Origin of the sequence: Curtobacterium flaccumfaciens (assembly GCF_004361695.1) — a bacterium.
In the GTDB taxonomy this organism is placed as follows: domain Bacteria; phylum Actinomycetota; class Actinomycetes; order Actinomycetales; family Microbacteriaceae; genus Curtobacterium; species Curtobacterium flaccumfaciens_B.
Genome location: NZ_SNVW01000003.1, coordinates 394,003 through 415,226, shown reverse-complemented (window position 1 = coordinate 415,226; position 21,224 = coordinate 394,003). Strand labels below are relative to the sequence as shown.

Annotated in this window: 29 protein-coding genes; 14 read left to right on the top strand and 15 right to left on the bottom strand. The window is 71.9% G+C overall.

The features are described from left to right. Positions 1-257: 257 nt before the first annotated feature. The gene (locus tag EDF64_RS06885; RefSeq protein WP_133519278.1) at positions 258-644 is read right to left on the bottom strand and encodes a hypothetical protein; all 387 of its coding nucleotides are present in this window, start codon (positions 642-644) and stop codon (positions 258-260) included. Between the two features lie 202 nt (positions 645-846). On the opposite strand from EDF64_RS06885, the gene EDF64_RS06880 reads away from it, so the two are divergent. Further along, positions 847-1,269, top strand: a complete 423-nt coding sequence (locus EDF64_RS06880) for a hypothetical protein (RefSeq protein ID WP_133519277.1) — start codon at positions 847-849, stop codon at positions 1,267-1,269. Positions 1,270-1,316: 47 nt separating this feature from the next. Here EDF64_RS06880 and EDF64_RS06875 read toward each other — a convergent pair whose 3' ends face one another. Next, positions 1,317-1,571 carry a hypothetical protein gene (locus EDF64_RS06875; RefSeq protein WP_133519276.1) on the bottom strand — a complete coding sequence of 85 codons (255 nt, stop codon included), beginning with the start codon at positions 1,569-1,571 and terminating at the stop codon, positions 1,317-1,319. Positions 1,572-1,851: 280 nt separating this feature from the next. Between EDF64_RS06875 and EDF64_RS06870 the strand changes: the two genes are divergently transcribed. Further along, entirely contained in the window at positions 1,852-2,091 is a 240-nt protein-coding gene (locus tag EDF64_RS06870) for a PLDc N-terminal domain-containing protein (RefSeq protein WP_133519275.1), read from the top strand. Between the two features lie 34 nt (positions 2,092-2,125). Continuing rightward, on the top strand, positions 2,126-2,866 hold the full coding sequence (locus EDF64_RS06865; RefSeq protein ID WP_133519274.1) for an SDR family NAD(P)-dependent oxidoreductase: 741 nt from the start codon (positions 2,126-2,128) through the stop codon (positions 2,864-2,866). On the opposite strand, the gene EDF64_RS06860 is transcribed toward EDF64_RS06865, so the two are convergent. Continuing rightward, on the bottom strand, positions 2,838-3,461 hold the full coding sequence (locus tag EDF64_RS06860; protein ID WP_166645630.1) for a copper resistance CopC family protein: 624 nt from the start codon (positions 3,459-3,461) through the stop codon (positions 2,838-2,840). The two genes, EDF64_RS06865 and EDF64_RS06860, sit on opposite strands and share 29 nt — an antisense overlap. Before the next feature lie 87 nt (positions 3,462-3,548). Between EDF64_RS06860 and EDF64_RS06855 the strand changes: the two genes are divergently transcribed. Continuing rightward, positions 3,549-5,093 (top strand): LCP family protein, encoded by a 1,545-nt coding sequence (locus EDF64_RS06855; RefSeq protein WP_133519272.1) that lies wholly within the window; start codon positions 3,549-3,551, stop codon positions 5,091-5,093. On the opposite strand, the gene EDF64_RS06850 is transcribed toward EDF64_RS06855, so the two are convergent. After that, positions 5,086-5,562: a MarR family winged helix-turn-helix transcriptional regulator gene (locus tag EDF64_RS06850; protein ID WP_133519271.1), complete on the bottom strand. Its 477-nt coding sequence runs from the start codon at positions 5,560-5,562 to the stop codon at positions 5,086-5,088. The two genes, EDF64_RS06855 and EDF64_RS06850, sit on opposite strands and share 8 nt — an antisense overlap. A 62-nt stretch (positions 5,563-5,624) precedes the next feature. On the opposite strand from EDF64_RS06850, the gene EDF64_RS06845 reads away from it, so the two are divergent. The 6 genes from EDF64_RS06845 to EDF64_RS06820 all read left to right on the top strand — a co-directional run bounded on the left by EDF64_RS06845 (position 5,625) and on the right by EDF64_RS06820 (position 10,858). Further along, positions 5,625-5,993, top strand: coding sequence for a VOC family protein (locus EDF64_RS06845; protein WP_133519270.1), 369 nt, complete (start codon positions 5,625-5,627; stop codon positions 5,991-5,993). 234 nt (positions 5,994-6,227) lie between these two features. Continuing rightward, entirely contained in the window at positions 6,228-8,255 is a 2,028-nt protein-coding gene (locus EDF64_RS06840) for a GMC oxidoreductase (RefSeq protein WP_133519269.1), read from the top strand. Between the two features lie 28 nt (positions 8,256-8,283). After that, a complete protein-coding gene (locus tag EDF64_RS06835; protein WP_133519268.1) occupies positions 8,284-8,571 on the top strand; it encodes a hypothetical protein in 288 nt (95 codons plus the stop codon). 201 nt (positions 8,572-8,772) lie between these two features. Next, complete coding sequence (locus tag EDF64_RS06830; RefSeq protein WP_133519267.1) at positions 8,773-9,300, top strand: hypothetical protein; 528 nt, start codon at positions 8,773-8,775, stop codon at positions 9,298-9,300. A gap of 65 nt (positions 9,301-9,365) precedes the next feature. Continuing rightward, complete coding sequence (locus EDF64_RS06825; RefSeq protein WP_133519266.1) at positions 9,366-9,908, top strand: AAA family ATPase; 543 nt, start codon at positions 9,366-9,368, stop codon at positions 9,906-9,908. Between the two features lie 11 nt (positions 9,909-9,919). Continuing rightward, positions 9,920-10,858, top strand: a complete 939-nt coding sequence (locus EDF64_RS06820) for a helix-turn-helix transcriptional regulator (protein ID WP_133519265.1) — start codon at positions 9,920-9,922, stop codon at positions 10,856-10,858. 96 nt (positions 10,859-10,954) lie between these two features. On the opposite strand, the gene EDF64_RS06815 is transcribed toward EDF64_RS06820, so the two are convergent. Beyond that, entirely contained in the window at positions 10,955-11,347 is a 393-nt protein-coding gene (locus EDF64_RS06815; RefSeq protein WP_133519264.1) for a MerR family transcriptional regulator, read from the bottom strand. Positions 11,348-11,441: 94 nt separating this feature from the next. Between EDF64_RS06815 and EDF64_RS06810 the strand changes: the two genes are divergently transcribed. Next, a complete protein-coding gene (locus tag EDF64_RS06810; RefSeq protein WP_133519263.1) occupies positions 11,442-12,143 on the top strand; it encodes an SDR family oxidoreductase in 702 nt (233 codons plus the stop codon). 102 nt (positions 12,144-12,245) lie between these two features. On the opposite strand, the gene EDF64_RS06805 is transcribed toward EDF64_RS06810, so the two are convergent. The 6 genes from EDF64_RS06805 to EDF64_RS06780 form a co-directional block, all read right to left on the bottom strand. Continuing rightward, positions 12,246-12,974 (bottom strand): alpha/beta fold hydrolase, encoded by a 729-nt coding sequence (locus EDF64_RS06805; RefSeq protein ID WP_133519262.1) that lies wholly within the window; start codon positions 12,972-12,974, stop codon positions 12,246-12,248. Positions 12,975-12,976: 2 nt separating this feature from the next. Then, on the bottom strand, positions 12,977-13,618 hold the full coding sequence (locus EDF64_RS06800) for an SDR family oxidoreductase (protein WP_133519261.1): 642 nt from the start codon (positions 13,616-13,618) through the stop codon (positions 12,977-12,979). A 118-nt stretch (positions 13,619-13,736) separates the two neighbouring features. Then, complete coding sequence (locus EDF64_RS06795; RefSeq protein WP_133519260.1) at positions 13,737-14,498, bottom strand: ABC transporter permease; 762 nt, start codon at positions 14,496-14,498, stop codon at positions 13,737-13,739. Continuing rightward, positions 14,498-15,292, bottom strand: coding sequence for an ABC transporter ATP-binding protein (locus EDF64_RS06790; protein ID WP_133519259.1), 795 nt, complete (start codon positions 15,290-15,292; stop codon positions 14,498-14,500). Before EDF64_RS06790 ends, EDF64_RS06795 begins: the two co-directional genes overlap by 1 nt. Continuing rightward, positions 15,289-15,681: a DUF1048 domain-containing protein gene (locus EDF64_RS06785; protein WP_133519258.1), complete on the bottom strand. Its 393-nt coding sequence runs from the start codon at positions 15,679-15,681 to the stop codon at positions 15,289-15,291. The genes EDF64_RS06790 and EDF64_RS06785 overlap by 4 nt, the downstream gene beginning before the upstream one ends. A 2-nt stretch (positions 15,682-15,683) precedes the next feature. Then, complete coding sequence (locus EDF64_RS06780; protein WP_133519257.1) at positions 15,684-16,025, bottom strand: PadR family transcriptional regulator; 342 nt, start codon at positions 16,023-16,025, stop codon at positions 15,684-15,686. A 107-nt stretch (positions 16,026-16,132) separates the two neighbouring features. Here EDF64_RS06780 and EDF64_RS06775 point away from each other — a divergent pair, with 107 nt between their 5' ends. After that, a complete protein-coding gene (locus EDF64_RS06775) occupies positions 16,133-16,621 on the top strand; it encodes a DUF4126 family protein (protein WP_133519256.1) in 489 nt (162 codons plus the stop codon). Between the two features lie 197 nt (positions 16,622-16,818). Then, on the top strand, positions 16,819-17,790 hold the full coding sequence (locus EDF64_RS06770; protein WP_133519255.1) for an NAD-dependent epimerase/dehydratase family protein: 972 nt from the start codon (positions 16,819-16,821) through the stop codon (positions 17,788-17,790). A 27-nt stretch (positions 17,791-17,817) separates the two neighbouring features. Here the strand turns inward: EDF64_RS06770 and EDF64_RS06765 are convergent, their stop codons facing one another. Next, positions 17,818-18,516, bottom strand: a complete 699-nt coding sequence (locus tag EDF64_RS06765; RefSeq protein WP_133519254.1) for a carboxymuconolactone decarboxylase family protein — start codon at positions 18,514-18,516, stop codon at positions 17,818-17,820. 126 nt (positions 18,517-18,642) lie between these two features. Here EDF64_RS06765 and EDF64_RS06760 point away from each other — a divergent pair, with 126 nt between their 5' ends. Beyond that, positions 18,643-18,837: a DUF308 domain-containing protein gene (locus EDF64_RS06760; protein ID WP_133519253.1), complete on the top strand. Its 195-nt coding sequence runs from the start codon at positions 18,643-18,645 to the stop codon at positions 18,835-18,837. On the opposite strand, the gene EDF64_RS06755 is transcribed toward EDF64_RS06760, so the two are convergent. Genes EDF64_RS06755 through EDF64_RS06745 form a run of 3 tightly spaced genes read right to left on the bottom strand, consistent with a single transcriptional unit; the run spans position 18,838 to position 21,157 of the window. Then, positions 18,838-20,013: an MFS transporter gene (locus EDF64_RS06755; protein ID WP_243736276.1), complete on the bottom strand. Its 1,176-nt coding sequence runs from the start codon at positions 20,011-20,013 to the stop codon at positions 18,838-18,840. Positions 20,014-20,027: 14 nt separating this feature from the next. Then, positions 20,028-20,234 carry a hypothetical protein gene (locus tag EDF64_RS06750; RefSeq protein WP_133519251.1) on the bottom strand — a complete coding sequence of 69 codons (207 nt, stop codon included), beginning with the start codon at positions 20,232-20,234 and terminating at the stop codon, positions 20,028-20,030. Then, positions 20,231-21,157, bottom strand: coding sequence for a helix-turn-helix domain-containing protein (locus EDF64_RS06745; protein WP_133519250.1), 927 nt, complete (start codon positions 21,155-21,157; stop codon positions 20,231-20,233). Before EDF64_RS06745 ends, EDF64_RS06750 begins: the two co-directional genes overlap by 4 nt. Positions 21,158-21,224: the final 67 nt, after the last annotated feature.

The following is a 21,224-nucleotide window of genomic DNA, read 5'->3' as shown; positions in this document are numbered from 1 at the left end:
CAAGACCCTCGACTACCGCAGCCCTGCAGAAGCATTCGAACAGCTACTCTCGGACCCGAAACAACCACCCGTTGCAACGACCCCTTGAAACCGCCGATCGGCTAACGAGACAGCCACGCGTCGGCGACAAGATGTTTGGTCAGATCGAGCGACACCCGCGCCGGCGCCAAGACTCGTGAGCGGAGTGGGAGACAAGTAGCGAGCCCGTCGACACGGTGTCGTCCGCCAGCGAACTTGTCCGATGGGCTCTGTCAGCGTCAGACCCTGGTGGCGCCTTCCAAGTAGGCAGTGATGTCGAACAGGTTGTGCAGTACGCCGCGGATCCGTAGTCGATACGCCTGCCCCGGCTGCAGGGAAGCAGCGAGCCTGGCGGCAGCGTCATCGGTCTGTGTCGTCGCCTCGGGATTGATCGCGAGCGCCCCGCCGCAGCTGGTGCTCACGTCCCACACCGATGTGCCGTCGCGGAGGTGGGACGGCGTGACTGCGCTGACGGTGCAGACCGCGGTGGTCGTTCTGAGGCCGAGTTGGTGGCTCGTGATGCCGGTCACGGTGAGGAACACGGCGATGGCGACCATCACGGTCCCGAGGAAGACCACCCTCCGCCGTGCCGCACGGCGATAACGCTTCGTGTTCGACCCAGACATGTCCCGTCCTCGGACTGTGCTCACGTCGGAAACGTAGCTGGTCCCTGCGCTGACGAACGTGAGGGTCTGCAGAGCCGCCAACGTCCGGTCAAGGGCCGCCGTCCGAGCCCGAAGACCGATCAGCTGTCGAGACCGTGATCGAGGGGTTCACCCTGCGTGGAATCGCAGTGATCCTGAAGCGGAAAGCTGCCAGGCTCCTCACGTGGAGAAAGACGCTCTCGGCGCATGGACGCGTCGCGTTGGACCCGAAGCAACTCGGACGCGCAGCATCGTGATCCGAGCGCGGAACACCGCTGGTGGACTTCTCGTCGCCTACGTCGCGTCTCTGCTCGCCGTCTTCGGCGCGCACGGTTTCCAGTCAACCGGCGAGCGATGGTGGCCGAACGTCCTGTTGTTCGGAAGCATGCTCCTCGTCATCTGCGGCGAGGTTGTGCTCACCATCCAGCAGCAGCGTGCGATGCGCCGACTCCGGCACCAGGTCAGTGCCGTGCTGACGCGTGGTACGGACGAGACTCGTTCCGTGATCAGGGATGATGCGCTGCTGGACATCAAGCGTTTCGATGAGTGGACACGCCGCTACAGACTCTCGTGGTTCGACGGCACCGTCCTGGTGGAGAGCAGTTGAAGCCGTCTCGTCAAACGATCGTCGACCGAACGAGGTCTTGCCCGGCGTCATCCTTCGCCACGATCTTCCTGGGCATCCCATCTCGCACTGCGCTCGATCGCTTCGTCCGCCCCGCGATTCATGCCTGCTCGTTGCGCAAGGCCCATCACAGTGGCGCACGCTGCAGCGCCAGCAGCGAAGAGGCATCCCTCGAGAATGCGGCCGACGTCTCCGTGGGCAGAGGCGATGAGGGTGATTGCGACCCCGGCGAGTCCGAGGAACGGCAGCCCAAGAAGCCAGGAGAGTCCGACGAACCACTTCACGCGTTGATGGTACGTACGTGGACGAGAACAGGGCCGGCCCCAGGTTGGTCGAAGGATGTGGGTCTCGGTGGCCGATCCTCGAGCGGGCGACTGACTCGTCAGCGCCTGAGGAGTCGGACGACCAGCGTCACTGCTGCGATGAGGCCTCCGAGGAAGAGTCCGCATCCGATGAACCGCGTCAGCTCCGGAGTGATCTGGCGTCCCCAGAACTCTCCTTCGTCCTTCCGCGCTCGGCTGTGGAACGTCGTCGCCGGGGATCTCCTGCGCTAGCGTCCATGCAATGGAGACGAACAACCCCGTGATCCCGCAGATCTACGACGTCACGTGGTCCGTCGTGGCGATCGCGTCCGTGGCGCTCGTCGTCGTCGCCCTCGTGTCGCTCAGTCGAACCGCCCCCCGTCTGTCTCCGTGGCTTGCCGTCGCGTGGGTCGCGCTGATCGTCGTGGTACCGATCCTCGGGGCGGTCGCATGGCTCGCCATCGGACGACGGGCAGTCCCAGGCGAGCGCCTGCCTCGGTGAACGAAGCACCCCGGGCGGCGGGCATGCTGGGACGATGTCCCGCATCCTCGTCACCGGCTCGACCGACGGCCTCGGCCGCGCGACCGCCGACGCACTCCTCCACGCCGGGCACGACGTGGTCGTGCACGCCCGCACCCCCGACCGTGCCCGAGCGGTCGCCGACCTGGTCGAGCGCGGCGCTGCCCTGAGCGTCGTCGACCTGGCCGACCGAGACGCCGTCGTCGCGGCCGCACGCGAGCTCGATGCCGGTGCGCCGATCGACGCCGTCGTGCACAACGCCGGCGTGCTCTCCGGGCGGTCGGTGATCCCCGTGAACGTCGTCGCGCCGTACCTCTTCACTGCCCTGCTCCGCACTCCCACTCGGCACGTGTACCTGAGCAGCGGCATGCACCGCGGGGGCCGTCCGCAGCTCGACGGGGTCGACTGGGACGGCGGCTCGGCGACGAACACGTACTCGGACAGCAAGCTGTTCGTGACGGCGTTGACCCTCGCGGTGGCGGAGCGCCGGCCCGGTGTGCTGAGCAACGCGGTCGACCCGGGCTGGGTGCCGACGAAGATGGGCGGCGCCGGCGCACCGGACGACTTCGCGCTCGGTCACCGCACGCAACAGGACCTGGTGACCGATCCGAATGCAACCGTGACGGGCGGTTACTGGTTCCGCGGAGCGCAGCAGAAGCCGCACCCCGCGGCTCGCGACCGTCGCTTCCGCGACGACCTCGTCGACGCGCTCCAGGGAGCGACGGGCATCACACTCGACGGCGCCGACGCACGATGAGCGTGGCCGCACCCGCGGCGAGCAGGACGACGACGACCGTGCCGAGCACCCAGGGGAACGGGCCCGACGGCGCGATCGAGGCGGACGACACGGACGGTGACGCGGTGGCGGACGCGGCGGACGACGACGGCGACGATGCAGCGGGCGACGACGCAGCGGACGACGACGTGGGCGACGGCGCAGCAGCCGTCACGGTGAACGCCACCTGACCGTCGATCGGGTGTCCGTCCGGCGAGACGTACCGCCAGAGCACGGTGTGCGGCCCCGCGGAGAGGCCGACGGCCTTCGACATGGTGTCCCTGCTGACCGTGACCTCGCCGGTGGACTCGTCGGTCCCGGCGGCGTCGCGGACCTCGATCCGGAGCCCGGCGTCGAGGCCGGCGAGCGGCGCCTCGGAGAAGGTGAGCGTGACGCGCTCGAGGTCCGCCGAGACGGTCGCCCCCTCGGCGGGATCACTGGCGGTGAGTGCCGAGTGCGCCGAGGCGGGGGTCGCGACGGACAGTGCGGGCAGCACACCGACGACGGCGACGAGAGTGGTGCCGAGCAGGGTGTGGACCAGCCGGGAGCCGCGACGGTGGTCCTGACGAGCGCGCATCACCCCGGAACTCTACGGTGTGGCTCGCTGAACATCAGCTCAGACCACCACCGTCTGGTGTGCAGCGACCGACCCTAGGTTCTCCCCATGAACGACGACCCCCTCGAGCCGCCGGTCCCGACTGCCACCGGGTCGCACCCGACCGGGCGCGGCCGCCGCACCGCCGTCCGCCACGGCCGCCAGCGCCGCAGCGGCCTCCGGATGGTGTTCCCCGCGATCGGCGGCGTCCTCGCGATGGCGCTCGTCCTCACCGGGGGCTACGCCGCGTGGTCGTACGCGCAGCTCGACGACAGCGTGACGAAGGTGCACATCGCGCTGCCGCACGGATCGTCCTCGCCCCGGCCCGATGCCGACGGTGCGGCGCAGAACATCCTGCTCGTGGGTGACGACCACCGCCCGGCGGACGCCACGCCGCAGGAGCTCGCCGAGCTCGGCACGCAGCTCGACGGCGGTGCGACGAACACGGACTCGATGATCGTCCTGCACATCCCGGCCGGCGGCGGCAGCGCGACGATGATCTCGTTCCCGCGCGACTCGTGGGTGCAGATCCCGGGGCACGGCACCTTCAAGCTCAACAGCGCGTTCTCGGACGGCGCGGCGAACGGCGGCGGGGACGCCGGCGGGATGCGCCTGCTCATGCAGACGATCGAGAACATGAGCGGCCTGACGATCGACCACTTCGTGCGGGTCTCCCTGCTCGGCTTCTACCAGCTCGTGAAGGCGCTCGGCCCGGTCGACGTCTGCCTCAACGAGGCGGTCCACGACCCCAACTCGAACGTCGACCTGCCCGCGGGGAAGTCGACGCTGAACGCCTCCCAGGCCCTGTCGTTCGTGCGGCAGCGGGACGGCCTGCCGCGCGGCGACCTCGACCGCGAGGTCCGGCAGCAGTACTTCCTGTCGCAGGAGGCCCGCAAGGCGCTGTCCGCCGACACCCTCCTCAACCCGGTCAAGGTCTCGGACCTGCTGCACGGGGTGGGCGACTCGATCCAGATCGACGACGGTCTGAGCATCCCGAGCCTGCTCAACACGTTCCGGGGCATCGACCTGTCGGCGATCCGGTCCACGGCGATCCCGACCTCGGGCACGCCGATGATCGACGGCTACTCGACCGTGGCGGTCGACTTCGCCGCGATGCCGGCGTTCATCCAGAGCATCGTCGGTGCTCCGCCCGCGTACGCGTCCGCACGCGCCGCGGCCCCGTCGACGGTCCACGTCTCGGTGCAGAACGGCGGCTCGACGCCCGGCGGCGCGACGGCGGCCTCGGCGGCGCTGACCGCGAAGGGCTTCGTCGTCGGCGCACCGTCGGACACCACCACGACGAGCGCGACGGTGATCGAGTACCCGAAGGGCCAGGAGGCCCAGGCGAAGGCCGTCGCGGCGGTCGTGCCGGGAGCGACGGCCGTCCTGTCCACGTCCGTGTCCGGCGTGACCCTCGTGCTCGGCACGGACGGCCACACCGTCGCGACGAGCGCACCGAGCGGAACGGGCACCGGAACCAGCACCGGCGCCGGCACCAGCGCCGGAACCGGCAGCAGCACCGGCACGTCGAAGACGACCGCACCGTCCAAGCCCGCAGCGTCGCCCAAGCCGGTCGGCAACGCCTACGGCGACCAGGGCACCTGCATCAACTAGGGCCGACCCGGTCCGGTCCGTCGGCAGTCCCCCGCAACGACCGCACCATGCTCCGCAACGCCCGGAGGGCCGCCGCCTGCTCGTCCTGGTCCATCCTGCTCAGCATCCGGACCTCGACCGAGCGGACGGCGGCGGACGCCTGCTCGAGCTGCCGCCGCCCCGCCGGGGTCAGCCGGGTCGGCAGGACCTTGCCCACCGGTGCCGCGGCCGGCCGGGTCACGAGGCCGTCGCGTTCGAGCGCCTGCAGCAGCACGTTCATCGACTGCCGGGTCACGAAGGCGCCGCGTGCCAGCTCCGAGTTCGAGAGTCCGGGTCGTTGCGCGAGCAGTTCGAGGCACGAGTAGTGCGTCATGGTCATGCCGAGCGGACGCAGCACGGCCTCCATCGACGAGCGGAGCGCGCTCGCTGCCTCCTTGAGCAGGTAGCCGAGGGACGTGTCGAGATCGATCCCGTCGCCGTGTTGACTCATGTCAGTAGTCTGACATAGATTGCTCCGTGTCAGAAGACTGACACAACGACAAGGAGCACCCCATGCCCGTCACCGGACCCGACTTCATCTCCCTCCAGACCCGCGACCTCGACGCGTCGCAGGCCTTCTACGAGCAGTACCTCGGGCTCGTGCGCTCGCCGGCCGGGCCGCCGCACGCGGTCGTCTTCGCGACCACCCCGATCGCGTTCGCGCTGCGGGACGTCGTCCCCGGCACCGACCTCGACGCCGCTCCCCAGCCCGGCATCGGTGCGGCGATCTGGCTGCACGCCACCGGCGTCCAGGACATCCACGACGCCCTGGTCGCGGACGGCCACACGATCGTGTCGGCGCCGATCGACGGACCCTTCGGCCGCACGTTCACCTTCGCCGACCCCGACGGGTACCACGTCACCCTCCACGACCGCGCCTGACGACGCGACCGCAGCGACGTCAGGTCACGACGCGACCGCACCCACGCCAGCACGCGACGCGAGCAGCGACCGCAGCCACGTCACGTCACGACGCGACCAGAGCCGGGAGGCACGGTGCGCGCCCGACCCGCACCGCGCCTCCAGGCCGTGGTCGCGTCCACCGACCGCCACCGGTCGCGCTGAACGGTAGCGTGATCGAGGGCGGCACCGGAGCGGCCCGGAGGGCGGTCACCGATGACGGGACGGACGTTCGTCGACGAGCACGCGACGCGACTGCGGGCGCTCGTCGACCAGGTGGTCCCCGCCGACGAGTACCCCTCCGCGTCCGAGGCGGGCGCGCTCGACTTCCTGGCGACGGTCCTCGAGGACCGGCCCGACTGGCTGGACCGACTCCGCGCGGTCGTCGAGCACGACCTCGCCGAGGACGACCCGGACCGCGTCTGGTTCGCCGAACTCGTGTCCGCCGGCTACTACGCCGACGCCGCGAACGGCGGGAACGCGGGCGAGCGCTCCTGGGCGATGGTCGGCTGGCGCCCCGGACCACCGGACGGGTGGAGCGTGCCGGTACCCGTCGCGACCGCACGGCCGACCGTGGTGCACCCCGCGGTGCTCGAGGCCCGCTACGACGCGGTCGTGATCGGCTCCGGAGCCGGCGGGGGCGTCGCCGCGTGCGGCCTGGCCGAGTCCGGGCGTCGGGTGCTCGTCGTCGAGGCGGGACCGTGGCCGGGGACCGCCGAGCTCAGCCGCGACCACCTCCGGAACCCCCGGTCGAACTGGGGCGTCGCACCGCTGACCGGACCGTCCGACGCCGGCAACCCGCGCACGGTGTCGGACGGGCGCGAGCGTCTGCTGCTCCGACCGTCGTCACCGGGCTGGCACGGCAACGCGGGCACGGCCGGCGGTGGGACCCGGGTGTACGGCGCGCAGGCGTGGCGGTTCGGTCCGCGGGACTTCACGATGGCGTCGACGTACGGGGTACCGGACGGCAGCAGCCTGGCGGACTGGCCGTTCGGGTACGACGAGCTCGAGCCCTGGTACGAGCGGGCCGAGTGGCAGGTGGGTGTGAGCGGCGGCGACACCGACGGACTCTGGGCCGGTGACCGAGCGCGCGCGTTCCCGATGCCGCCCCTGCCGTCCGGGGCAGCACGCGAGCGCCTCGCCCGCGCCGCCGACGTCCTCGGGATCTCGACCGTGCACGTCCCGTTGCTCATCAACTCGACGCCGTACCTCGGCCGACGGGCGTGCGAGCAGTGCGGCATGTGCGTCGGGTTCGCCTGCCCGGTCGACGCGAAGAACGGCAGCCAGAACACGATGCTCACGCGGGCGTTCGCGACGGGCAACGCCGCGATCCTGCTGGACAGCCGGGTCGCCCGGCTCCGCACCGACCACACCGGCCGGGTGGTCGGCGTGACGATCGTCGGCACGGTCGACGGCCAGGACTGGCAGACCGACGTCGACGCCGGCGAGGTCGTCGTCGCCGCGGGTGCCGTGGAGTCCGCGCGCCTGCTGCTCAACAGCCGCAGCGACCGCGAGCCGGACGGCATCGGGAACGGCACGGACCAGGTCGGCCGCCACCTGCAGGGGCACGTCTACGGCGGCGCGATGGGCGTCTTCGACGACGTGGTCGACGACGGTCTCGGGCCGGGGCCGTCCATCGCGACGACCGACTTCCGGCACGGCGTTGACGGGCAGGTCGGCGGCGGGATCCTGGCGAACGAGTTCATCGCGACCCCGGCGAACACCTACCAGTACCTCGTCGGGACCGGACTGATCCCCCGTGCGGGCCTCGGCAGCAAGCAAGCCATGCGGGACCTCGCCCGCCGGAGCATGCGGATCATGGGCCCCATCCAAGAGGTCACGACGGCCGACGCCCGGGTCCGCGTCGACCCCTCCGTCACCGACCGGTACGGCACCCCGGTGGCGTGGTTCAGCGGCGGCGTCCACCCCGAGGACGTCCGCGCCCGCGACCACACCAGCGCGCGGAGCGGGGACTGGCTGCGCGCCGCCGGAGCCACCCGGGTCGCGGAACTGCACGGCCCGGTCGTCGGCGCGAGCGGCGGGCAGCACCAGGCCGGCACGCTCCGGACGGGGACCGACCCGGCGACCTCCGTCGTCGACCCGTACGGCAGGGTCTGGGGGCACGACAACCTCCGCGTCGCCGACGGGTCGGTGCACGTCACGAACGGGGGCGTGAACCCGGTGCTCACGATCTTCGCGACCGCGATGCGGACCATCGACGCGATGGTCACCGGGCGTGCCTGACCCCGGCGAGTCGGGCTAGCCTTCCGTCATGAGCAACGAAGCCACCAACGAGCCCTGGCGGACGATCGTCGGCCGCCCGCGCATCTGGCAGGGCGTCGGCCTGACACTGCTCGGCGTGCTGTGGCTCACGCTCGCCGCGTTCGGTTCGGAGCCCTGGCGCTGGATCGTCGGCGCCGCGTGGGTCGTCATCGGCGTGCTCCTGCTGTCCGTCGCGGTCTTCGACCGGCGCCACGGGCGCGGGCGGTACGCGGCGACGCCCCTCGTCGTCCGTGCCCCGGAGCGACCGGTGGACGTCACCGGGTCGTCGCAGCGCTGACCTGGTCCGATCTGCGCTGACCCGGCGTCCGCACCGCGGCCACGGTGCGCACCCGCCGGACGGGAGGCACGGTGCCGGACCGCCCCGCGCCTCCCGTCCCTCCCGTTCCCCGCGTCCCGATCCCGTGGGGATCCGGGCCGACGGCGTACGGAGTCCGTCAGGACGCCCCGACGGGCCGCCCGGCGGGCGCACCGTCGGTGTGTGACCCTCACCGCGATCCTGCCGACGCTCCGCGCGTCGCTCCCGGAACCCATGGACCCGTTCCTCTGGCCCGCGCACACCACGACCACCACCGACGACGTGGTGGTGGCCGCCGTGTCGATGCTGCGCCTCGCCGCACTCACCGGCACCCCGTGCGTGCACACCGCCGACCAGGCAGCGCCGCGCTACCGACCCCGGGGGTGGACCCCGCGCGAGGTCAGCGTGGCCGTGGCCGCCGTCGTCCGGGTCCGACACCCGCGGCCCGGCGTCGTCCTGCTCGACCTCGACGCGACCCTGCCACCGTGCGCGGTGCTCGACCAGGTGCGGCTGATCGGCCGCGTCAGCACCGCCCCGGCGACCCGCACCCACGTCGTGATCCCCTCGGACGGCACCGCCGACGGACCGTTCCACCGGCTGCCCGCACCGCTGCCCGCCGACGTCCGCGAGGGCGACCTCCTCTGCTTCCCGTGCGTCGCCGCCATCCGGCACCGGGACGTCGTGGAGCCGGTCCGCGCGACCCTCGACTGACGGGTCCCGGAGGCAGTCTGCGGCGATCCCTCCCGACCGGGTGGTTCGTGCGCTACGGTCCGATCATGATCGTGTGGCTGAACGGCACCCACGGCGTCGGGAAGACGACCACGAGCAGGCTCCTGCAGCCGCTCCTGCCCGACGCCCGACTGCTCGACCCGGAGAAGGTCGGCGAGACGCTCATGGACGTCCGACCCACGCTCCGGGCGACCGACGACTTCCAGCACTGGGACCCGTGGCGGCCGCTCGTCGTGGAGACCGCCCGGCAGGTCCTGCAGTACGTCGGTGGCATCCTCGTGATGCCGCAGACCGTCCTGGTCGAGCGGTACTGGCGCGAGATCGCCGGTGGATTCGCCGGGCACGGGATCCCGGTCCGGCACTTCGTGCTGCACACCGACCAGGCGACCCTGCGGCACCGCATCGAGCACGACACCGACCTCGGCCCGTCGACGTTCCGCTTCAGCCGGATGGAACCGTACGCCGAGGCCGCCCGCACCTGGCTGCACGAGGACGCCGAGGTCGTGGACACCACGCACGCGTCCGCCGAGCAGGCGGCACACCGGATCGCCGAGTCGGTCCTGCAGCCCGTCGCCGTCGGGCGGCCCTGATCGTGTCCGGCATGCTGCAGCGCTCGCAGTGGACCGTCACCGCCGCCGACCCCTCGGCGGCCGGTGAGCTCGTCGCGCGGCTCCCCGACGTCCGGGACGCCCGCGTCGAGTCGGGGCCCGCCGACCTCGGGTTCGAAGCCCGTCGCCGGGGCACGAACCTGCTGTCGCTCGTGTCGCTGGCCTGCGGCGGCACGGTGTCCGCCGACATCGAGGCGAAGGCCGCGATGACCGTCTTCTGGATGAAGTCCGGCGACGGACGGGTCGACGGCGACCCGGTCGCGACCGGCCGCCCCGTCCTGTTCCGGCACGACCCCCAGCAGGCCCGGTGGGAGGGCTTCCAGCTCGACCTCATCCGCATCGACCGCGCCGTGGTGGAGCAGGTCGCCGCCGAACGCGGCGCCTGGCACCCCGGTCCGCTCGAGTTCCGCCCGCACCACATCCCGGAGGGGCCGGCGCTCGCCGCCTGGTGGCTGATGGTCCGGGCCGTCGCGTCCGAGGTCCTGCGCGGCCCCGCCGAGGTCGACGCGGCACGGGAACAGGAGCTCACCCGGTTCGCGGCGAGCGGCCTGCTCACCGCGATCCCGCACTGGCCGGTCGGGCAGCACGAACACCGCACCGCCGCCGCCGCGCGGTTCGCCCGGGCCGAGGCGTTCCTGCTCGACCACGCCACCGAGCAGATCACCGTCGACGACGTGGCAGAGGCCGCCGGGCTCAGCGTCCGAGGGCTGCAGGAGGCGTTCCGGCGGCACCACGGCATCACCCCGACGACGTACCTGCGGCGCATCCGGCTCCTGCTCGCCCGGGAGCAGCTCGAGTCCGGGGACGGCCGGAGCATCGGCGAGATCGCGCGGGCCTCGGGCTTCGCGCACCTCGGCCGGTTCGCGGGGAGCTACCGCGACGAGTTCGGGGTGCTGCCGCGGGAGACGTGGCAGGCGGCGCGGCGGCGCTGAGGTTCGGGGGCGCTTGGGCGAGGGGGCACGGTGCCGCCGGGTGCTTCAGTGCGAGCCTCGCACCGTGCGGGGGCGCGGCGCCCGGCGCCGTGCGGGTCAGGCGGCCAGGGCGGGTGCTCGGTCGCGGAGCGCCGGGCAGTGTTCGGGCGTGGGGTGCTCGGTGATCTCGATGACCTCGTCGAGGCGGTCGCGCGCGGCCTCGAGCTCCGCCAGCTGCGCGGTGATCCGGTCGCGTTCGGTGACGAGCAGCGCGAAGGACTCCGGGGTCGCGACGCCGGCGTCGACACACGGCAGCAGCTGCACGATCGTGCGGCTCGACAGCCCGGCCCCGAAGAGCTGCTGGACCAGCTCGACCCGCTCGACGGCTGCCGGACCGTAGGTGCGCTGCCCGCTCGGCGTGCGATCGGCGGCGAGCAACCCCTGCTCCTCGTAGTACCGCAGCGAGCGGACGCTCACCCCGGTCGCGGCCGCGAGGTCCCCGATGCGCATGCGATCTCCGATCGGGGCTTGCCCCTGACATGGATGTGAGGTCTTAGCGTAACCGAGCCGGAGCGGGAGACGCCCGCGCGGCAGGAGGAACACCATGGAGATCGCTGGATCGATCGCACTCGTCACGGGCTCGAACCGCGGCATCGGACGCCGGTTCGCCCTGCAGCTGCTCGAGCGGGGCGCCGCCAAGGTCTACGCCACGGCGCGGCGCCCGGAGCTCGTCGACATCGAGGGCGTCGAGGTGCTGCCGCTCGACATTACCGACGACGACTCGATCGCGGCTGCCGCGGCGGCGGCGTCCGACGTCACGCTGCTCGTCAACAACGCCGGCATCGCCACCCAGGGCTCGCTCGTCACGGGTGATCTGACGGACGTCCGCCGTGAGATGGACACGCACTTCTGGGGCAACCTCGCGATGGTCCGGGCCTTCGCGCCGGTCATCCAGTCCAACGGTGGCGGCGCGATCGTCAACGTGCTGTCGGCACTGTCGTGGTTCGCCCACCCCGGTTCCGGCGGGTACGCGGCGGCGAAGGCGGCGGAGTGGAACATGACGAACGCGGTGCGGCTCGAGCTGGCCGACACGGGCGTCAGCGTGCAGGGGCTCCACCTCGGCGCCGCCGACACCGACATCATGGCCGGGTACGAGGGGCCGATGGTCGACCCGGCCGATGTTGCCCGGGCCTCGCTCGACGGGGTCGAGCGGGACGCCGCCGAGGTCGTCGTCGACGAGTGGAGCGCGCTCGTCAAGGCATCGCTCGCGCACGCTCCCGAGGGGTTCTACGCCCAGTTCGCCTGACCGGCACGGAGCAGACCAGCACCGAGCCGACCGGCACCGAGCAGACCAGCACGGAGCAGACCGGCACGGAGCCGACCGGTACCGACCCGGGCGTCCGCCGCGTCAGCGCAGGAACGCCGCGATCTGCTCCACCACGAGGTCCGGCCGGGTGATGAACGGGTGGTGCCCGGTCGGCAGCTCCACCGACCGCGTCGCCCGCTCGGCGTGCCGTCGCTGCAGTCCGACCGTCGTCGACCGGTCGTCCGTGCAGACGATCGCCGTCGAGTCGACGCCGGACCAGCCGGCGGCACCCGTCGGCGTCCCGAACGCCCGGAGGTCCTGCGCGGTGGTCCGCTCCCACGCCGCCCGCTGCGTGGCCGCGTCGGCGTCCTGCAGGAACCGGGCGCCGAACGACTCGACGTCGTACCCGTCGAGCACGATCCGGCCGGCGTCGTCCGGCCGGATCGTGACGGGGTCGGGCTCGGTGGACATGATCGATCCCTGCGTCGAACCGACGTCGGGCAGGTACGACGACACGAACAGCAGGTGCTCGACGGCGGGGTGCGCGCCGGCCTCGGCGAGCACCGTGCCGCCGTAGGAGTGGCCGACCACGACGGCGGAACCACCGGCAGCGGCGACGTCGTCGAGTGCCAGGCGGAGCGCCGCAGCGTCGTCCGCCAGGTCCCCACCGCGTGCTGCGCCGGGTCCGTCCGTCTCGCCGCAGGACGGCAGGGTGACGGCTCGGCTCTCGACGCCGGTGCGTTCCCGGAGCAGGTCGGCGGTCGGCGACCACCACCAGGCGCCGTCGCGGACGAGGGCACCGTGGACGAAGAGGAGCGTCGGCGTCGGCACGGTCAGTTCCGGAGGAAGTCGGCGATGGGGGTCGATCCGGTGTTGAACCGGATCGTCTTGCCCACGGTCGCGTCGCTCTCGAGGGCGTCGGCGACGACGTGCGCGACGTCCCCGCGCGGCACCTCGGTCGAGGAGCCGTCCCAGTCGACCGAGCCGGTGGGCTCGTCATCGGTGAGGGTGCTCGGCGCGACGACGGTCCAGCGGAGGCCGGAGTCACGCAGGACGGCGTCGGCGATCATCTTCGACTGCGCGTACGCGAAGAAGTCGTTGTCCTGCGGCACCCCGTGGTCGAGGACGGAGCCGGACCAGGACACCATCACGTACCGGTCGACGCCGGCCTTCGCGGCGCCCTGGACGGACAGGATCGCGGCGTCACGGTCGATCGCCCAGGTGCGGTCGGCGGACCCGCCGCCGGCACCGGCGGACCACACGACGGCGTCGTGCCCGTGGATCAGCTCGGCGAAGTCGGTGAGCGTCTGCTGCTGGATGTCCGCCACGTGCGGCTCGCCGCCGTGCGCGCGGATCTCGTCGGCCTGGTCGGCCTTGCGGATGACCGAGGTGACCGTGTGGCCGCGGTCGGTGAGGATGCGGGTGGCGAGGAGTGCGACCTTGCCGTGGCCGCCGAAGAGGATGACGTTGCTCATGCGGCGGACGCTACTCGGGGCGCCTCAGCAGACCGGGTGACGCCGTGCAGGTGACCGGGTGACGGCCTGGAGGCGCGTGGCGGTGCCGCCACGCGCCTCCAGGCCCGGGTCGGTCACGTCAGCCGACCCGCCGGCGCTGCACGAGGGTCGCGGCGCCGAAGGCGACGAGCAGGATCCCGACGCACCAGGCCAGGGCGACCCACAGGTCGGCGTCGAGCGGCTGGCCGGCGAACAGCGCGCGGATGGAGTCCACGATCGACGTGACCGGCTGGTGCTCCGCGAACCAGCGGACCGGACCCGGCATCGTGTCCGTCGGCACGAACGCGGAGCTGATGAACGGCAGGAAGATCAGCGGGTACGAGAACGCGCTCGCACCGTCCACCGACTTCGCCGACAGGCCCGCCACGACCGCCACCCAGGTGAGTGCGAGTGTGAACAGCACCACGATCCCGAGCACGGCCAGCCACGCACCGACGCCGGCGCTGCTCCGGAAGCCCATCAGCAGGGCCACCCCGACCACCACCGTCACCGACACCAGGTTGGCGACGAGCGAGGTGAGGACGTGTGCCCAGAGCGACGCCGCACGGACGATCGGCATCGACCGGAACCGTTCGTCGATGCCGGCCTGCAGGTCGAGGAACAGGCGGTACGAGGTGTACGCGACGCCCGACGCGACGGTGATGAGCAGGATCCCGGGCAGCAGGTAGTCGACGTACGAGGCGGTGCCGGTGTCGATCGCGCCGCCGAAGACGTACACGAACAGCAGCAGGAAGGCGATCGGCATCACGGCGGTGGTGATGATCGTGTCCGGGCTCCGCCAGACGTGCTTGAGGGAGCGGCCGGTCAGGACGGCGGTGTCGTGGATCGGGTGGGCGGACATCACGCGACCTCCTGTCGGTGTGCGGCGGCGCTGGCCGCGTCGGCGGTGCCGCTGCCGATGACGGCGAGGAAGACGTCCTCGAGCGTGGGTTGCTTCGCGACGTACTCGACCCGGGCGGGCGGGAGCAGCCGCTGGAGCTCGGCGAGCGTGCCGTCGGCGATGATCCGGCCCTGGTGCAGGATCGCGATGCGGTCGGCGAGCTGTTCGGCCTCGTCGAGGTACTGCGTGGTGAGCAGCACCGTCGTGCCGCCGGCGGCGAGGGCACGGACGGCGTCCCAGACCTCGAGCCGGGCCTCGGGGTCGAGGCCGGTCGTCGGTTCGTCGAGGAACACCACCTGCGGATCGCCGATCAGGCTCATCGCGATGTCGAGCCGGCGCCGCATCCCGCCCGAGTACGTGCCCGCCCGGCGCGACCCGGCCTCGGTGAGCGAGAACCGTGCGAGGAGCTCGTCGGCGGTGCGGCCGGCGTGCGGGAGGTGGCGGAGCCGGGCGACGAGGATCAGGTTCTCGCGGCCGGTGAGGACCTCGTCCACGGCGGCGAACTGGCCGGTGAGGCTGATCGCCTCGCGGACGGCACCCGGCTCGGTGGCCACGTCGTGTCCGGCCACGGTGGCGCTGCCGGCGGTGGCCTTCGCGAGGGTCGCCAGGATGCGGATCGCGGTGGTCTTGCCGGCGCCGTTCGACCCGAGCAGCGCGGTCACGGTGCCGGCCGCGACGTCGAGGTCGACGCCGCGGAGGACGTGCAGGTCGCCGAAGGACTTCTCGAGCCCACGGACCCGGATGGCTGCGGTCATGCGGGCTCGCCTCCCGTCGCGGTCCCGTGGTCGTCGGCCTTGTCGGCCTTGTCGATCGTGTCGACGAGGCGCTGCTGCTCCTTGCTGAGCCACGAGCCGAGGCCGTAGTTCGCCTTGAAGTCCTCGGCGAACGCGATCGGGTCGTCACCGACGACGGTCCGGACGCTCGTGCCGTCCGCGGCGCTCTGCTCGAACAGGTCGGCGAGGTCGTCGAGCATCCGCATGAGCTGGTCGCCGTCGCTCGGGCCGGTGTACATGAGGTACCGCTCGATGCCGTCGACGGCGGTGCGGTGGCTCGTCGGCAGCGATGCGGTCCGGGCCTTGTACGCCCGCCAGCGCTTCTTGTCGCCGATGAGCTTGGTCGTGATGTCGGAGATCGAGATGGCCATGGTCAGTCCTGTCCTGTGTCGTTCTGGTGCTGCAGGTGGTCGAGTCGCTCGCTGAGGAAGGCCCAGGCCCGCCAGAAGTCGTCGAGCTGCGCTCGGCCGTGGGCGTTCAGGGTGAACACCTTCCGGGGTGGCCCCTTCTCGGAGGGGACCTTCTCGACGTCGACGAGGCCGCGCTGCTCGATGCGGACGAGCAGGGCGTAGATCGTGCCCTCGGCGATGTCGGTGAAGCCCTGCTCACGGAGCGAGGCGGTGATCTCGTACCCGTGGGCCGGTCGGCCGACGAGCACGGCGAGGACGATCCCCTCGAGGATGCCCTTGAGCATCTCGGTGTCCTGCTTGGGCATGCGTGCCTCCTGCGGTGCTACTCAGTGTTGCTGACTACCGGTACATAGTATCGCTGAGTACCAGGAGCGCAAGAGTACTTTCCGAACGGACACGACAAGGAGCGACGATGAGCAAGAAGAACGAGCAGCACACCCTGGTCCGCACCCTGGTGCTGGGCATCCTCAGCGGCGGCCGGAGTGCCACCCCGCTCGCGGTGATGGCGCTGAACCACGACCGGTCCTCGCTCAAGGGCGCGTGGCAGGACTGGAAGGTCTTCAGCACGCCGCTCGGCCGCGGTGCGCTCGTCGCGTCCGCCGTCGGCGAGCTCATCGGCGACAAGCTCCCGAAGACCCCGAGCCGCATCTCCCCCGCCGGACTCGTCGGTCGCGTCGCCTCCGGTGCGCTCGCCGGGGCAGCACTCGGCACCACGGGCAAGCGCGACCTCCGCATCGAGGGTGCGATCCTCGGCGGTGTCGGTGCGATCGTCGGCTCGTTCATCGGGTGGGGCGTGCGCAAGGCCGTCGGCGGTGCCACGAAGCTCCCCGACCCGGTCGTCGCGCTCGCCGAGGACGCCGCGACCATCGCCGGCTCCGTGAAGGTGATCACCGCCGCCTGACCGGCGCGCCCGGGTTGTTCCGCGCGTAGGGGGTCGTTCCGCGCGTACTCGACGTTTTCGGGCATAGGAGGTCGAAACTTTCGACCTCCTATGCCCGTTTCGACCTTCCATCGCGGATGCAATGGGACGGAACGCCCGCGCGAGGCAGGCACCGCCACGGCCTCCCTCCCACAGCGTCCGCGGCCTAGCGTGGCGGCATGCGCATCGTCGTCATCGGGGCCACCGGCCACATCGGCACGTTCCTCGTCCCTCGTCTCGTCCGCGCCGGCCACGAGGTCGTGACCATCAGCCGCGGCACCCGGACTGCCTACGTCGACTCCCCCGAGTGGCAGCAGGTCGAACAGGTCACCGCCGACCGCGAGCAGGAGGACCGCGACGGCACGTTCGGCGACCGGATCGTCGGGCTCCGCGCGGACGCCGTCGTCGACCTCGTCTGCTTCACGCTGTCGTCCGCTCAGGCCCTCGTCACCGCGCTCCGGGGGACGGACACGCACCTCGTGCACTGCGGCTCGATCTGGCGCGCCGGCGTCTCGTACGTCCTCCCCATCACGGAGGAGAACGCGACGCCCCCGTTCGGCGACTACGGCGTGCAGAAGGACGCCATCGCACGGATGCTCAAGAAGGAAACCGCCTCAGGTGGTCTCGTGACGACGTCGATCCACCCCGGACACATCAGCGGACCGGGGTGGATGCCCATCGGGCCCCTCGGCAACCTCGACCCCGCCGTCCTCACCGCGCTGTCCTCCGGCACGCCCGTCTCGGTTCCCGGGCTGGGCGCCGAGACGATGGCGCACGTCCACGCGGACGACGTCGCGCAGGCGTTCCAGCTCGCGGTCGAGCACCGCGACGCCGCAGCGGGCGAGGACTTCTTCATCACCGCCTCGACGGCGCTCACGGCCCGTGGGTACGCCCACCTGGCAGCGTCGTGGTTCGGCCAGGAGGCGCGGCTCGAGTCCGTCTCGTGGGACCGGTTCCGCGAGACCACGGCTCCGGAGCACGCCGGTGCCAGCTGGGAGCACCTGTCGCGCAGCCAGGTGTTCAGCATCGAGAAGCCCCGACGGCTGCTCGGGTACGCGCCTGGGTACACGGCCGAGGAGACCGTGCTCGACGCGGTCCGCTGGCTCGTCGACCATGGCGAGCTCGACGTGGCCGGCCCGCTCGTCGTCTGACAGCTGCGCTGAGGCTGCGTCGCGAGATCAGGCGGCGGGTGCGCCTTCGTTCACGGCGGCGAGCCCGTTGAGCGTCCGGGGGTAGCCGAGCCACGGCACGAGGACCGTGAGCACGTCGAGCAGGTGCTGCCGGGTGTTGCCGACCCGCAGGTTCGCCGCGACGTGGCTCCGCGCCTGGGCGTCGGCGCCGCCGAGTGCGACGAGCATCGCGAACGTCAGGAGCTCTCGCGTCCGCAGGTCGAGCCCGGAGCGGCCGACGGTGTCGCCGAAGCAGTTGCCGGACAGGAACCGCTGGAAGTGGACGGTGTCCGCCGCGGCGTTCTCGTACAGCGAGTCGACGACGTCCGGCCCGACGACCGCGCCCTGCACCTGGCGGCCCCGCTCGAGACGGTCGTCCGGCGTGGTGGTCGACTGGCCCGGGAGCGGCAGGGTGACTCCGCGGGCGGTGAGGACCTCGTTCGTGGTGACGAGGAAGTCCGTGGCGCGGGCGAGTCCGACGTAGGCGACGGCCTGGTACACGATCTCCTTCGCCTCGATCGGGGTGACGGCATCGTCGAGCGCGCGGTCGAGCAGGTCCCCGAACGCCGTCCGGGCCCCCGTCGCGACGACCGCGCCGAGCTGCACGACGAACCGGTCGTGCGCGCTGAGGGACGTGTGCTGCAGGGTCTCGTCGGCGAACGCGGCGGAGTACTGGGCGAACTCGGGATCGGTATCGGTGAAGCGCATGCCCCCGACGCTACGACCGTCAGGGGCGTCGAGGGAGGTGCTGTCCTCACCCCTCTCCACGGCCCACCGCTGGCACACAGCCGGCGTGGTCAGTACGCTGAAATACCAGACAACACCGGAGGTATCGTGCGCAACCTCGTCACCGGCATTCCGTTCGCCTGCGTCGTCAGTGTGGCCCTGGTGGTCCTCGGCGCGGTCGTCGTGACCCAACCCGCGACCGGAGGGTCCTGGATCTCCCACCTGGTGGCTGCCGTCGCACTGTTCGCCGCGATCGTCACCACCGGCACCGCGATCCGCCGACGCCGGGTTCGTGGCCGGTGATCAGCGCTCGGTCGATCCGACCATGAGCCCCCGGCGTCGGTGCACGGCCCAGACCGTCACTGCGAACCCCATCAGCACCGCCCCGCCCACGGTGACGGCGGTCCACCCACCGGCGTTCCACAGGACCGACGCGACGGCCGAACCGATCGCACCCCCGATGAAGTTGCCGGTGACGAACGCCGTGTTGAGGCGGCTGCGCGCGGCGGGGTCGATGGCGAACAGCCGGGTCTGGTTGAGCACGTTCGCGGCCTGCACGCCGACGTCGAGCAGGACCACCGCGACCAGGACGACCACGATCGAGCGTGCTCCGAGGCCCGCGATCACGAGGGACACCAGCACGAGCACGAGTGCGGCGCCGCTGACCGGCACGGAGAGGCCCTGGTCGTGCAGGCGTCCGACGCGCTGTGCGGCGACGGCACCGGCGAGCCCCGCCAGACCGACGAGCCCGATCGCCGTCGTGGAGTAGCCGAACGGTGCCGCGCTGAGCAGGAACGTCAGCGCCGTCCAGAACATCGTGAACACCGCGAAGACGGTGGCGCTGATGACGAGGGTGACCTGCACGGAGCGGTGCGCCCCGACGGCACGGAACACGGACACGATCAACGCCGGGTAGGGCACCCGGTCACGGCGTTCGAGCTCGGGGATCGCGCGCCGCAGCAGGACCGCGAACACCAGGGCGGCGACCGCGGCGAGCACGTAGATCGCGCGCCAGCCGAACGCGTCCGCGACGATGCCGCTCACCGTGCGGGAGACCAGGATGCCGGTGAGGACGCCCGAGGCGATCGTGCCGACCACGCGGCCGCGTTCCGCCGGGTCGGCCAGGTCGCCGGCGAGGGGGATGAGCAGCTGCCCGGCGACGGTCGTCAGCCCGACCAGCGCGAGGGCGACCAAGAGTGTGGTGAAGCTCGGGGCCACGGCGGCTCCGAGCAGCGCCACCGCCGACGCGACGAGCACGACGGGGACCAGCCGGCGCCGGTCGAGGACGTCGCCGAGCGGCACCACGAGCAGGATGCCGAGCGCGTAGCCGACCTGGGTGAGGGTGACGAGGAGCCCGGCGACGGCGGTGGACGTGTCGAGCGACCGGGCGATGTCGTCCAGCAGTGGCTGCGACCAGTACAGGTTGCCGACGGCGGCGCCACCCGCGACGGCGAAGAGGAGGGTGCGCCCGCGGGTCATCCCCGCGCCGGACGTCATCGTCGCCGCCGGAACAGCTGTGCGATCTGCCACGGGCCGGGTGCGAGGCGGACGGCCGCTTCGTCGAGGATCCGCGCTTCACGCTCGCGGTCACGGGTCAGCTCGTGGATCTCCTGCTCCGCTGCGAACCGGAAGCGCAGGCGGGCGGTGAACGACGACGGCGCGGACGGCGTGGTCGTCCGGATCGAGTCCGTCTCGTTCATGCGTCCTCCGATGCGGATGCGGATGCGGATGCGGATGTGGATGCGGATGAGGCGGCGGAGAGCGCGGCGGCCACCCGTGCCGACTCGGTCGCCACCAGGTTCGCCAGGAGCTGGAGCCGTTCCTCCGACGGCGACCCCGGTTCGGCGCTGTAGACGACGAGTGTCAGCCCGGCGTCCGTCACGAGCTCCATCGCCTCGTACGTCAGGTCGAGGTCCCCGACGTCGGGGTGGTGCACCCGCTTCTGACCGGTCCGGTGCCGCGTCACGTCGTGCGCCGCCCAGCGCTGCCGGAACTCCTCGCTCCGGGTCGACAGCTCGCCGATGAGGTCGGTGAGGCCCTTGTCGTACGGCGTGCGCGCGGCCTCGGCGCGCAGCACGGCCACCATGTCGCTCGCGACGACGTCCCAGTCGAGCCAGAACTCCCGGCCACGGGGGTCGAGGAAGGCGAACCGCGCCGAGTTCGGTGTGCCGGACGGCTCGAGGAACAACGGCGAGTACAGCGCGCGTGCGAGGGCGTTGCCGGCGAGGAAGTCGGATCGACCGTTTCGCACCCACGCGGGCGCGGTCATCGAGTCGAGCACGCGCTGCACGTTCGGCCGGACCTTCGACGTCGTCGGCCGGCGCCGGGTGGTGGCCGAGGCGTTCTGCGTCCGGGCGAGGTCGAACAGGTGTGCGTGCTCGGCGTCGTCGAGCCGGAGGGCCCGAGAGAGCGACTCGAGGACGCTCTCCGAGACACCGGTGAGGTTCCCGCGCTCGAGCCGGATGTAGTAGTCGACGCTCATGCCGGCGATGAGGGCGAGCTCCTCGCGGCGCAGGCCCTTCACGCGTCGGGCGCCGCCGAAGTCGGGCAGCCCGACCTGCTGCGGCGTGAGGCGCTCGCGGCGGGTGCGGAGGAAGTCCCGCACTTCTTCGGTCGTGTCCATGCCTCCACGGTAGGTGCCCCCGGCTCCGTGGAGCAGGGGTTGTTGGTACCCGTCAGCGCAGATCCGT

Excerpts from the sequence above, each read along its gene's own strand:
- EDF64_RS06885 (WP_133519278.1), bottom strand. The coding sequence starts at position 644 with ATGTCTGGGTCGAACACGAAGCGTTATCGCCGTGCGGCACGGCGGAGG.
- EDF64_RS06870 (WP_133519275.1), top strand. The coding sequence starts at position 1,852 with ATGGAGACGAACAACCCCGTGATCCCGCAGATCTACGACGTCACGTGG.
- EDF64_RS06865 (WP_133519274.1), top strand. The coding sequence starts at position 2,126 with ATGTCCCGCATCCTCGTCACCGGCTCGACCGACGGCCTCGGCCGCGCG.
- EDF64_RS06860 (WP_166645630.1), bottom strand. The coding sequence starts at position 3,461 with ATGCGCGCTCGTCAGGACCACCGTCGCGGCTCCCGGCTGGTCCACACC.
- EDF64_RS06855 (WP_133519272.1), top strand. The coding sequence starts at position 3,549 with ATGAACGACGACCCCCTCGAGCCGCCGGTCCCGACTGCCACCGGGTCG.
- EDF64_RS06850 (WP_133519271.1), bottom strand. The coding sequence starts at position 5,562 with ATGAGTCAACACGGCGACGGGATCGATCTCGACACGTCCCTCGGCTAC.
- EDF64_RS06845 (WP_133519270.1), top strand. The coding sequence starts at position 5,625 with ATGCCCGTCACCGGACCCGACTTCATCTCCCTCCAGACCCGCGACCTC.
- EDF64_RS06840 (WP_133519269.1), top strand. The coding sequence starts at position 6,228 with ATGACGGGACGGACGTTCGTCGACGAGCACGCGACGCGACTGCGGGCG.
- EDF64_RS06835 (WP_133519268.1), top strand. The coding sequence starts at position 8,284 with ATGAGCAACGAAGCCACCAACGAGCCCTGGCGGACGATCGTCGGCCGC.
- EDF64_RS06825 (WP_133519266.1), top strand. The coding sequence starts at position 9,366 with ATGATCGTGTGGCTGAACGGCACCCACGGCGTCGGGAAGACGACCACG.
- EDF64_RS06820 (WP_133519265.1), top strand. The coding sequence starts at position 9,920 with ATGCTGCAGCGCTCGCAGTGGACCGTCACCGCCGCCGACCCCTCGGCG.
- EDF64_RS06815 (WP_133519264.1), bottom strand. The coding sequence starts at position 11,347 with ATGCGCATCGGGGACCTCGCGGCCGCGACCGGGGTGAGCGTCCGCTCG.
- EDF64_RS06810 (WP_133519263.1), top strand. The coding sequence starts at position 11,442 with ATGGAGATCGCTGGATCGATCGCACTCGTCACGGGCTCGAACCGCGGC.
- EDF64_RS06800 (WP_133519261.1), bottom strand. The coding sequence starts at position 13,618 with ATGAGCAACGTCATCCTCTTCGGCGGCCACGGCAAGGTCGCACTCCTC.
- EDF64_RS06795 (WP_133519260.1), bottom strand. The coding sequence starts at position 14,498 with ATGTCCGCCCACCCGATCCACGACACCGCCGTCCTGACCGGCCGCTCC.
- EDF64_RS06790 (WP_133519259.1), bottom strand. The coding sequence starts at position 15,292 with ATGACCGCAGCCATCCGGGTCCGTGGGCTCGAGAAGTCCTTCGGCGAC.
- EDF64_RS06785 (WP_133519258.1), bottom strand. The coding sequence starts at position 15,681 with ATGGCCATCTCGATCTCCGACATCACGACCAAGCTCATCGGCGACAAG.
- EDF64_RS06780 (WP_133519257.1), bottom strand. The coding sequence starts at position 16,025 with ATGCCCAAGCAGGACACCGAGATGCTCAAGGGCATCCTCGAGGGGATC.
- EDF64_RS06775 (WP_133519256.1), top strand. The coding sequence starts at position 16,133 with ATGAGCAAGAAGAACGAGCAGCACACCCTGGTCCGCACCCTGGTGCTG.
- EDF64_RS06770 (WP_133519255.1), top strand. The coding sequence starts at position 16,819 with ATGCGCATCGTCGTCATCGGGGCCACCGGCCACATCGGCACGTTCCTC.
- EDF64_RS06765 (WP_133519254.1), bottom strand. The coding sequence starts at position 18,516 with ATGCGCTTCACCGATACCGATCCCGAGTTCGCCCAGTACTCCGCCGCG.
- EDF64_RS06755 (WP_243736276.1), bottom strand. The coding sequence starts at position 20,013 with ATGACCCGCGGGCGCACCCTCCTCTTCGCCGTCGCGGGTGGCGCCGCC.
- EDF64_RS06750 (WP_133519251.1), bottom strand. The coding sequence starts at position 20,234 with ATGAACGAGACGGACTCGATCCGGACGACCACGCCGTCCGCGCCGTCG.
- EDF64_RS06745 (WP_133519250.1), bottom strand. The coding sequence starts at position 21,157 with ATGGACACGACCGAAGAAGTGCGGGACTTCCTCCGCACCCGCCGCGAG.